Source organism: Sphingopyxis sp. EU05-FHT14B03 (genome assembly GCF_058790875.1).
In genome coordinates this window covers 1302881-1314226 of sequence record NZ_JBYTDC010000001.1, presented here as the reverse complement: position 1 = coordinate 1314226, position 11346 = coordinate 1302881, and the positions used below count along the sequence as shown (strand labels likewise).

Here is an 11346-nt window from a genome sequence, read left to right as displayed (position 1 = left end):
GCGCGCAGGCGATCTCGGAAAATGCCACGTCGCTGGGCGCCATCGCGTCGGCGGAGGGCGAAAATGCCACCGCGATCGGGTTCAACACCAAGACGCGGCAGCAATCGACGTCGGTCGGCGCCAATGCGCTGTCGGGCTTCAACTCGGTGGCGACGGGCTATGATTCGCTCGCCTTTTTGAACGCGGTGGCGGTCGGCAGCGGCGCGGGGGCTGGCAATCAGGGCACCGCCCTCGGCACCAGCGCGCGCGCCACCGGCAATCTCAACGCGACCGCCATCGGGACGGGCGCACAGGCGACCGCCGAGGAATCGAGCGCGCTGGGCGCCTATTCGGTCGCCAGCGCCGACGACGCGACGGCGGTGGGCGTCTTTGCGAATGCGACCGGCGTCAACAGCGTCGCGCTCGGTCGCGGTTCGCTCGCCGACCGGACCAACAGCGTGTCGGTCGGCACGGTGGGCGGCGAACGCCAGCTGACCAACCTTGCCGCCGGGACCGCCGCGACCGATGGGGTCAATCTGGCGCAGCTCGACGCGGCCATCGCGGGGGTCGTCGCGGGCAATAATCCCTACGTCGGGGTGAACAGCTCGGGGCCGGCGGCGCAGGCGACGGGCGACGACAGCTTCGCGGCGGGCGGCGGGGCGCAGGCGCAGGCCAACGGATCGACCGCGATCGGGTCGGGCGCCATCGCCAAGGACGGCAAGGCGACCTCGATCGGTTTCGAAAATACGGCATCGGGCGACGGCGCGGTGGCGATCGGCGATCCGAACACGGCCACCGGCACCGGCGCGGTCGCGATCGGCGCGGACAATACGGCGACCGGCACCGCCGCGATCGCGCTCGGCAATCTGAGCACCGCGACGGGCAATTCGGCGATCGCGATGGGCGACCAGGCGGCGGCTTCGTCCGACGGCAATGTCGCGATCGGCGGGCTGTCGCAGGCGACGGCGGCCGACACGATCGCGATCGGCCCCGACAGCCGCGCGACCGCCGTCCATGCCATCGCGATCGGCGCCCTCAGCCGCGCCGCCGCCATGGATGCGGTTGCGCTCGGCTGGGGGGCCCGCGCGACGGGGATCGGCGCGACCGCGACGGGTACTTTTGCCGAGGCGAGCGGCGAGCGCAGCACAGCGACCGGGCGCGACAGCATCGCGAGCGGGGTGGGGTCGACGACGACGGGCAACCTCAGCCGCGCGACCGGCCTGAACAGCACCGCGACCGGCATCGGCGCGCAGGCGACGGCGGAGAGCAGCAGCGCCACGGGTTCGGGCGCGCTGGCCAGCGGAGCATTTTCGACCGCGACGGGCAGCTTTACCGAGGCTTCGGGAGGCCGCAGCACCGCGACCGGCGATTTTGCGCACGCGACGGCGCTGCAATCGACGGCGAGCGGTGCGGGCAGCCAGGCAACGATGATGGATGCCACCGCCACCGGCTTCGTCAGCGTCGCGTCGGGGGTCGGCGCGACCGCCACCGGCACCTTTGCGCAGGCGACCGCCGAGCGCGCCACCGCGACGGGCCGCGACAGCATCGCCAGCGGGATCGGGTCGACGACGACGGGCAATCTCAGCCGTGCGACCGGGCTCAACAGCACCGCGACAGGCGTCGGCGCGCAGGCCAATGGCGACAACAGTAGCGCCACCGGCGTCGGTTCGCTGGCCAGCGGCGTCTTTTCGACGGCAACGGGCAGTTTCACCGAGGCAGCAGGCGGACGCAGCACCGCCACCGGCGACTTCGCGCACGCGACCGGCCTGCAATCGACCGCAACCGGAGCCGGCAGCACGGCATTGGCGATGGACGCCACGGCAACCGGCTTCATCTCCCAAGCCAGCGCGGAGGGCGCGACCGCCACGGGCACCTTCGCCCGCGCCCAGGGGTTCCAAAGCACGGCACTGGGCCGCGACAGCCTGGCGAGCACCGATTTGTCGACCGCCTTGGGCAGCGATGCCCAGGCCACCGCGCTGAACAGCGTGGCGCTGGGCAGCTTCTCGGTCGCCGACCGCGCCAACACGGTGTCGGTGGGCGCGGCGGGGAACGAACGGATCATCGCCAATGTCGGCGCTGGCACCGCGGCGACCGATGCGGTCAACCTGGGCCAGCTCAACGCGGGCCTGGCGGGTGTGGCAGCCGGCGCCAATCCCTATGTCGCCTTCAACAGCAGCGGCGCCGCGGCGCAGGCGCTCAGCGACGGAGCGACGGCGATCGGTGCCGGAGCGATCGCCAAGGACGGCAAGGCGACCTCGGTCGGAACGGGCAATATCGCCTCGGGCGACGGCGCGGTGGCGATCGGCGATCCGAACACCGCGACCGGCACCGGCGCGGTCGCGATCGGTGCCGACAATAGTGCGACGGGCACGGGCGCGATTGCGCTCGGCAACCTCAGCGTCGCCAATGGCGAGAGCGCGATCGCGCTGGGCGATCAGGCCGAGGCGTCGTCGACCGGCAACGTCGCGATCGGCGACGAAGCGAAAGCGACGCTGGGCGGCAGCGTCGCGCTCGGCGCCGGGGCCGAATCGACCGGCGGTTTCAGCACCGCGATCGGCCAGCTCAGTACCGCGAGCGGGCAATTCTCGACCGCGATCGGACGGCGCGCCGACGCGAGCGGGACGAACAGCGTCGCGATCGGCGATTTCGCCGTCGCCTCGGCCGCCAACAGCTACGCGCTGGGCGGCGACGCCAAGGCGCAAGCGATCGGCAGCGTCGCGCTCGGTTCGGGCTCGATCGCCAATCGCGAGAATAGCGTCTCGGTCGGCACGACCGGGGCGGAGCGCGCGATCACCAATGTCGCGGCGGGCACCGCCGGCACCGACGCGGTCAATCTCGACCAGCTGAATGCGGCGCAGGCGACGGCCGATACCGCGCTCGCCAATGCCGCGACGGCGCAGGGGACGGCGGATACCGCCATTGCCAATGCCGCAGCGGCGCAGACCGCGGCCGCCAGCGCGCAAACGACCGCCAATACAGCGGTGGCCAACGCGGCAGCCGCGCAAGGCACCGCCAATAGTGCGCTCGCCAATGCGGCGACGGCACAGACGACGGCAGATGCTGCGCTGGCCGGCAATGCGGCCAACGCGGTTTCGGCGGCGGCGGCGCAGAGCACCGCCGATACCGCGCTCGCCAACGCCGCCACGGCACAGGGGTCGGCGGATGCTGCACAGGGCACGGCCAACAGCGCTCTCGCCAATGCGGCGACCGCCCAATCGAGCGCGAACGCCGCGCAGGGCACCGCGAACACCGCGCTCGCCAATGCCGCCACCGCGCAAAATGCGGCGATCGCGGCGCAGGGCACCGCGAACACTGCGCTGGTCAACGCCGCGACGGCGCAGGGGACGGCGAATACGGCGCGGCTCGAAGCGGCGGCGGCACAGGGTACGGCCGATACCGCGCGGCTCGAAGCCGCGGCGGCGCAGACCCGCGCCGACGCCGCCTTCGCCAACGCCGATGCGGCGCAGGCGACCGCCGATCAGGCGCTCGCGGCGGGGCAGGCGAATGGTGTCGCAGTGGCGACGGCGCAGGCGACCGCGGATACCGCGCGGACCGAGGCGGCGGCGGCGCAGGCGCAGGCCGACACGGCGCGCGCCAATGCCGCGACGGCGCAGGACCGCGCCGACGCCGCCTTCGCCAATGCCGGGGTAGCGCAGGCGACCGCCACCACCGCGCGCACCGAAGCGGCGGCGGCGCAGCTGACCGCGACGACGGCGCGATCGGAAGCCGCGGCAGCGCAGAGCACCGCGAACACCGCGCTCGCCAACGGCGCCTATTTCCGCGCCAACAGCACCGGACCGGGGCCGCAGGCAACGGGGGTCGACGCGATCGCGGTCGGACCGGGTTCGGTCGCCAGCGGCAACCAGTCGGTTGCGATGGGCGCCAATGCCCGCGCGATCAACGGCCAGGCGGTGGCGATCGGCGCGGGCAATGTCGCATCGGGCAATGGCGCGGTGGCGATCGGCGATCCGAACATCGCGACCGGGACCGGCGCGGTCGCGCTCGGCGCCAACAACAGCGCGATCGGCACCGGGGCGGTGGCGCTGGGCAATGCCAGCAGCGCGACCGGCGACGGGTCGGTGGCGATCGGCAATGGCGCGGTCGCGAGCCGCGCGGGGCAGGTCGCGCTCGGCAATTCGGCGAGCACCTATACGCTCTCGGGCGTCGGGTCGGCGGCGAGCAATGCGGCGCAGAGCGGCACGCTCAGGCTGCTGACCACCGATGCGGCGGGCAATCTCGGCACCTCGGCGCTCGACATCGCGACGCTCGGCGGGCTGCCGAACCGGGTCAACCTGCTCGAACAGCAGACCGCGGCGCTCGACCAGCGCACGCTGGTGCTCGAACGCCATGCGGTGCAGGCGAACGGCGGCATCGCGACCGCGATGGCGATGGGGGGCACGATGATCGTCCCCGACAGCGACGTCTCGGTCTCGTTCAACCTCGCCACCTATCGCGGCGAACAGGGCTTCTCGGGCGCCGCGGTCGTCCGGCTTGCCCCGCGCGTCTATGTCAGCGGCGGCATCGCCGGGTCGACGGTCAAGGGATCGACCGGCGGGCGGGTCGGGGTGGCGTTCGGCTTTTGAATATAATTAGTATACGAACTATTGTGGACTGAACCCGCTTGTTCCATGGTCGCGCGCCGTATCACCGATACGGCGCGCGATTGTTTGTGGGAGCGGGCCTTTGCAGATCATCACCGACGACCGGGCTATCGACGGCGTGACACTCGCCACGCGCATCGACCGCGCCGCGGGAGCGCTCGCCGCGCGCGGGGTGGGGGCGGGCGATTGCGTCGCCATCCTGCTGCGCAACGACATCGCCTTTATCGAGGCGAGCCTCGCGTGCCGGCGGCTCGGTGCTTATTGCGTTCCGGTGAACTGGCATTTTTCGGCCGAGGAAATCCTGTATGTCGTCGCGGATTGCGTCGCGCGGCTGCTGGTCGCGCATGCCGACCTGCTCGCGCGTGTCGCCGATGCGCTGCCCTGCCCGGCGATCGTGGTGCCGGTGCCGCCGGCGATTGCCGCCGCCTATCGGCTGACCCCTCCCGCCGTGGTGGGCGCGGATTGGGACGCGGCGCTCGCGGCGGCCGAGCCCTGGACACTGGCGTCGCCGCCCGCCGCCGAATCGCTGATCTACACCTCGGGCACCAGCGGCCATCCCAAGGGGGTGAAGCGCCAGCCGCCGAAGCCCGAACAGGTCGCGGCGAGCGAGGCGATGCGGTCGCTGATCTATGGCATCGGGCCGGGGGCGCGGGTGATGGTGCCCGCGCCGCTTTATCACACCGCGCCGAACCTGTTCGCGCACCGCGCCGCCGCGCTCGCCGACCTGCTCTTGCTGCCGCCGCGCTTCGACCCGCTGCGGCTGCTCGCCGACATCGAGACTTATGGCATTACCCATCTTTATGCGGTCCCCGCGATGTTCAGCCGGTTGCTCGCGCTGACCGACGAGCAGCGCGGCGCGCACGACCTGTCGTCGCTGCAATTCGTGCTGCACGCGGGCGGGCCGTGCGGGCCCGACGTCAAGGCGCGGATGATCGACTGGCTGGGCCCGGTGATCGAGGAATATTATGGATCGACCGAAGCGGGGCCGATCACCCATGTGGCGAGCGCCGAGTGGTCGGCGCATCCGGGGACGGTGGGCAAGGCGATCCCGGGAGTGGAAATCCGCATCGTCGACGATGCGGGCGAGCCGGTGCCGACGGGTGAGGTCGGCGAGGTGCAGTCGCGCAACGCCGGCTATCCCGACTTCACCTATCTGGGGCGCGAGGCCGACCGCGCCGCGCTCGACCGGGGCGGCTATCTCGCGTCGGGCGATTTGGGCTATCTCGATGCCGACGGGCGGCTGTTCCTGTGCGACCGCAAGCGCGACCTGGTGATCTCGGGCGGCGTCAACATCTACCCCGCCGAGATCGAGGCGGCGCTGCAGACGGTCGAGGGGGTCGCCGACTGCGCGGTGTTCGGTATCCCCGACGCAATCAATGGCGAGGCGTTGCTCGCGGTGGTCGAGCCCGCCGCAGGCGCGGTGCTGACGGCGGAAGGCATCGGCGCCGCGCTGCGCGACCGCATCGCGTCGTACAAGGTGCCCAGGCATATCGAGCTCACCGACGCACTGCCGCGCGAGGAGACGGGGAAGATCCGCAAAAGGCTGTTGCGCGACCCCTATTGGGCCGCGGCGGGGCGGAGCATCTGAGCGCTCGGACGAGCGTGAGCAGGTCAGGCGGGGACGGTGCGCCGGAGCCAGGGAATGAGCAAGGCCTCGACCTCGGCGGCGCGTTCGGCCTGCGTCCAGTGACCGCAACCTTCGAACATATGCGCCTCGAGATCGGGGACGACGTCGCGCATCAGCGGGATCGGGTCGGCGGTGCCGAGCACGAGTGCGGGGTCGCTGCTGCCGCCGATGAACAGCGCGGGGCGGCGGATGACGGGGTCGAAGCGGCCCGCCCAGTCGAAGTCGCGGCCATGGTTGCGATAGCGACCCAGCGCTCCCGCGAAGCCGGTGCGCGCGAAGGTCGCGGAGGCATGCGCGAAATATCCGGGGTCGAGCCATGCCGGGAGCGCGTCGGGGAAGCGTAGCCCGTCGAGCAGTTGGGCGCCGTGCGGTTTGTCGTTCGGCCAGTCGCCGGGCGCGGCGTCGCCCGAAATGCTGTGATAGAAGGCGTGGAGGAAACGCGCCGGATCGGCCTCGAGCTCGGTCTCGGCGACGCCGGGCTCCTGGAAATAGGCCTGGTAGAAAAAGCGCCCCTTGTCGGTGAAGCGGCGTTTGAACATCGCGTCGAACGGCGCGGCGGCGCGGCCGAGCCAGGGGATCGACAATGCGGCGACGGCGCCGAAGCGGTCGGGGCGCGCCATGATGGCGTTCCAGACGATCGAGGCGCCCCAGTCGTGGCCGACCAGCGTCGCCGGCGCGTCGGGGGACAGGGCATCGGCGACCGCGACGAGATCGGCGACGATCGCCTCCATACGATAGGCATCGATCGCTTCGGGGCGGTCGCTGTCGCCATAGCCGCGGACGTCGATCGCGGCGGTGCGATAACCAGCGGCGGCGACCGCCGGGGCGAGCCGGTGCCACGACTGGCGCAGTTCGGGAAAGCCGTGGACAAACAGGACGAGCGGTCCGGAGCCCGCGACGTCGGCGGCGATGCGGACGCCGTCGGGGGCGGTGAAAAGCTGCGGTCTCTGATTCATCGCGTGGATCATTGCCCTAAAGGCTTCGTCATTGCGAGGAGCGAAGCGACGCGGCAATCCAGAGCGTGCGTAACCCGCTCTGGATTGCTTCGCTTCGCTCGCAATGACGACCCATTATCCGAATGGGTTCACCGCCAGGCGGTATCGCCCGGAAGGCCGAGGCGCAAGGCGGCCTGCCATGCGGGCGAGCCCGGGTCCTTGCGCCGGTCGGCGAGCTTGCCCATCGCCTTGACCATGATCCGGTCGCGGGTGCCGAGGTCATGTTCGGGGCCGAGGGCTAGTCGTTCGCGTACCACGGGCGGGAGCAGCGACACCGCGGCGCGCGCCAGCGCCTTGTGCAGGAAGCGCGGAACCGACGGCGCGGCGCGGCCCGAACGGATGATGTCGAGGAATTCGCTGTTGATCGGATGCGGTTCGAAGCGCGGCAGTAATTCTTCCATCATCGCGAGGAATTCGGCTTCGGACCTGGGGGTATAGGTCACGCCGTACAGCTCGGCGACGGGCTGGCCGTCGGCCCAGAAGCGCGCCTGTTCGGCGGCGGTCAGCGGGCGCACGAAACGGTGATAGGCGGTGAGGAAGCCATATTGGGCGGTGGCATAGACCCAGTTCAGCAGTTCGGGGTCGAGCGCGGCGTAAGCTTCGCCCTTCGGGGTTTCGCCCGACACCTTCGCGTGCATGCGGTTGACCCCGCCGATCACGCGGCGCGCGGCGCTGGCGGGGCCATAGACGCCGACCATCGCCGCCATGCCGGTGCGCTGCGAGCGGCCGATCGGATCGACCTTGTAGATAGAATGGTCCCACACCCCCGAGCGGATGCGCGCGTCGGCGAATTCGAGCAGCACCGCCGCGACCCCGCCGACCGCCATCGCGACCGGATTTTTGAAGATACGCCATTGCAGCGAATCGGGGGCGAGCAGCGCGGCTTCGCCCGCCGGTTTGGTGAAGTCGATCGCCATGCCGGGCGCCATATTGGTCATGCGGTTCATGCTTATCCCCCGGTCGCGATTGACCCCGTCGGAAAAATTGTTATCAGATGTGATAACTATATGCAACGGATGAGACGATGGACCTGAACTGGAGCGCCGACGAAGAGGTTTTCGCGGCCGGGATGCGCGAACTGCTGGCGCGTGCGCTGACCCCCGAACTGCGCGCGGGGGCAGAGGGCGCGACGAGCGTCTATCCCGACCATCATGTGTCGATGGACTGGCAGGCGCGGTTGCACGCCGAGGGGCTGGCGGCGCCGCACTGGCTGCCCGAACATGGCGGGCGCGACTGGACCCCGGCGCAATTTTATCTCTACGCTCGCGAACGCGCGCGCGCCGCGGCGCCGTCGGTTTCGCCGATGGGCATCCATATGGTGGCGCATGTCATCGCCGCGTTCGGCACGGCGGAGCAGAAGGACTGGTTCCTGCCGCGCATCCTGACCGGCGAGGTGTTTTTCTGTCAGGGCTATTCGGAACCGGGGGCGGGGTCCGATCTCGCCTCGCTGCAGATGAGCGCGGTGGCGGATGGCGATGATTTCGTGCTCAACGGGTCGAAGATCTGGACGACGCATGCGAGCGAGGCGAACTGGATCTTCTGCCTCGTGCGCACGTCGAAGCATGAGCGGCCGCAGCAGGGGATCACCTTCCTGCTCGTGCCGATGGACCAGCCGGGGGTGACGGTGCGTCCGCTGACGATGATCTCGGGCGAGCAGATCCAGGCCGAAGTGTTTTTCGACGACGCGCGCTCGGCGCGGGCGAATGTCATCGGCGAAGTCGATCGCGGTTGGAGCGTCGCCAAATATCTGCTCGAATTCGAACGCGGCGGATCGGCGCATGCCCCGGCACTGGCGATGCGCGTCGATGCGCTGGCGAAGCAGGCGCAGGGGACGATGGAGGGCGATGCGGTGTTCGCGCACAAGCTCGCCAAGGCGCGCATCCGGGTCGACATATTGGAGATGATCGAGCTCAAACTGCTGTCGGGGGCGGGGCAGGGCGAAAGCGTCGGCGTCATGGCGTCGATGCTCAAGATCCTGTCGACCGAGCTGGCGCAGCATATCACCGAACTCGCCTGCGAGGCGGCGGGGCCGGCGGGGCTGGCGTTCCAGCCGCACGCGGGCATGCCGGGCGCCGCGGTGCCGGCGCATGTCGTGCCCGGGGACGGCCATGTGACCGGTGCGGCGTGGCAGGCGGTGGCGCCGCTGCGTTATTTCAACGAGCGCGCCGGGTCGATCTATGCCGGGTCGAACGAAATCCAGCGGAATATATTGGCGAAGGCGGTGCTGGGGTTGTGAGCCTTCGTTATTGCGAGAAGCCGAAGCGACGCGGCAATCCAGAGCCCGCGTAAACCGCTCTGGATTGCTTCGCTGCGCTCGCAATGACGAGGCTTATGAGGCTGCGGCCATCCCCGCCGCATAACGCCCAACATGCAGGTCGCTCGTGCCCAGCCGCTGTTCGATCGCGGTGGCGCGTTTGAAATAATGGCCGACGCGCAGTTCCTCGGTCATGCCCATCGCGCCGTGGAGTTGGACCGCTTCCTGCCCGATCTTGCGCAGCGCGTCGCCGATCGTCGCCTTGGCGGCGGCGGTCGCCTGCGCGTCGCCGGGCTTAAGCGCGGCGAGCATCGCGGCGGCGGAAATCGCCTCGCGCAGCACCAGCATGTCGACCATGCGGTGCTGGAGTGCCTGAAAGCTCGACAGCGTCGCGCCGAACTGCTTGCGCTGCTTGGCGTAAAGCAGGGTGTCGTCGAGCAGCACGCGCGCGAGTCCGGCCGCCTCGGCGGCGAGCGCGGCGATGGCGGCGTCGACGGCGGCCTGCAGCGCGGCTTCGCCATCCTGCCCGCGCCCGATTTCGGCGGCGCTGTCGACCCACAATCCATCGAGATCGAGGTCGGCGGCGGGCATGTCGTCGATCGTCCAATAGGCATGGAGCCGGCCGGCAAGCGATGCGGCCGGCACGAGGAACAGGCGCAAATCATCCTCGGCGTCGCGGGCGGGCACGACGACATGGTCGGCCTCGGCCGCGAAGGCGACTGCGATCTTGCGCCCGGCCAGCGTCCAGCCGTCGTCGGCGGGGGTCGCCCGCGCCGCGATCGCGCCGATGTCGCCGCGCGTCGCGGGTTCCTCGATCGCGGTGACGATCAGCGCCTCGCCGCGCGCGATGGCGGCGGCGCGCGCACTCTCGCCGAGCGCGAGCAGCAATTGGGCGGTGAGAATGTGACAGTCGATATAGGGGGTGATCGCGAGCGCGGCGCCAAGTTCCTCGGCGACGATCATCGCCGCGACGCGCCCGCCGCCGAAGCCGCCGATGCTGTCGGGCAGCGCCGCCGCGCCGATGCCGATCGCCGCGTCGGCGGCGCGCCACAGCGCGAGCTGCGCGGTCGAATCGCGCATCGTGCGGCGCTTTTCGAACGGCAATTGCTGCGCCAGGAAGCGCGTGAGTGCGTCGCGGAGCAGGCGTTGGTCGTCGTCGGGTTCGAGATTCATGACCCGGCTATGCGCGTGCGGCGCTTAATTATCAAGCCTGATAATTTTTGACGAGGCCGGCGAGCAATGTCTCGACCGTGTGTTCGCGATAGCGTGCATGGAGGTCGTCGTCGGCGTGCGGCTTGCCCTTGAACACGACCTGCAGCGTCAGGCGATTCGAATAGAGGCCGTCCGCGGCGCCGATCGTGTTGAAGTAGAAGAGCTTGGGATCGACGGGATTGAACTCGCCCGCCGCGATGCCCTCCTCGATCATCCGCGCCTGCGCGCCCGCGATCTTCGACAGAAGTTCGTCGCCGATGTGCCGCACCCGCTCGGGTTCGGCGTCGCGGACCATATATTGGATCAGGCGGTTGAGGTACGGGATGCGGTAATAGGTATCGAGAATGCCCTCGAGATGGATGCGCATCCGGGCCGTCGGGGTGACGGGCAGGCGGAACAAGGCGTCGAGCTGGCGGATCGCGCGGATCACGTCGCGGTCGAGCAGCGCCGCGAGCATGCCTTCCTTGTCGCCGAAATAATAGCGGATCATGCCGTGGTTGACCCCGGCGCGCGCCGCGATCTCGACGATGCCGATATCGATCTTGTCCTGTTCGCGCATCAGCGCGCTCGCCGCGTCTAGCAGGGCGTCGCGGATCGAGCCGCGCGTGCGGCTTTCCGCCTTTTCACTTCGGGTGGCCATCATCGCTCCTTGCCGCCGACAGACCATCATTGTCCGCA

Annotated in this window: 7 protein-coding genes; 3 read left to right on the top strand and 4 right to left on the bottom strand. The window is 70.0% G+C overall.

Going from position 1 to position 11346, the window contains the following annotated elements; genetic code table 11:
- Window positions 1-4562, top strand: a 4562-nt coding sequence (locus tag AC3WS4_RS06405) for a beta strand repeat-containing protein (protein ID WP_492735637.1), incomplete at its 5' end; no start/stop codon positions are given.
- A 100-nt stretch (window positions 4563-4662) separates the two neighbouring features.
- Complete coding sequence (locus tag AC3WS4_RS06400; RefSeq protein ID WP_492735639.1) at window positions 4663-6168, top strand: AMP-binding protein; 1506 nt, start codon at window positions 4663-4665, stop codon at window positions 6166-6168.
- 23 nt (window positions 6169-6191) lie between these two features.
- Here the strand turns inward: AC3WS4_RS06400 and AC3WS4_RS06395 are convergent, their stop codons facing one another.
- Together AC3WS4_RS06395 and AC3WS4_RS06390 are read right to left on the bottom strand one after the other, a co-directional pair.
- Entirely contained in the window at window positions 6192-7163 is a 972-nt protein-coding gene (locus AC3WS4_RS06395; RefSeq protein ID WP_492735641.1) for an alpha/beta fold hydrolase, read from the bottom strand.
- A 128-nt stretch (window positions 7164-7291) separates the two neighbouring features.
- Window positions 7292-8149 carry an oxygenase MpaB family protein gene (locus AC3WS4_RS06390; protein ID WP_492735643.1) on the bottom strand — a complete coding sequence of 286 codons (858 nt, stop codon included), beginning with the start codon at window positions 8147-8149 and terminating at the stop codon, window positions 7292-7294.
- 77 nt (window positions 8150-8226) lie between these two features.
- On the opposite strand from AC3WS4_RS06390, the gene AC3WS4_RS06385 reads away from it, so the two are divergent.
- Complete coding sequence (locus AC3WS4_RS06385) at window positions 8227-9438, top strand: acyl-CoA dehydrogenase family protein (protein ID WP_492735644.1); 1212 nt, start codon at window positions 8227-8229, stop codon at window positions 9436-9438.
- Window positions 9439-9531: 93 nt separating this feature from the next.
- Here the strand turns inward: AC3WS4_RS06385 and AC3WS4_RS06380 are convergent, their stop codons facing one another.
- Window positions 9532-10629, bottom strand: a complete 1098-nt coding sequence (locus AC3WS4_RS06380; protein WP_492735646.1) for an acyl-CoA dehydrogenase family protein — start codon at window positions 10627-10629, stop codon at window positions 9532-9534.
- Window positions 10630-10660: 31 nt separating this feature from the next.
- Entirely contained in the window at window positions 10661-11308 is a 648-nt protein-coding gene (locus AC3WS4_RS06375) for a TetR family transcriptional regulator (protein WP_162248541.1), read from the bottom strand.
- Between the last annotated feature and the right edge of the window lie 38 nt (window positions 11309-11346).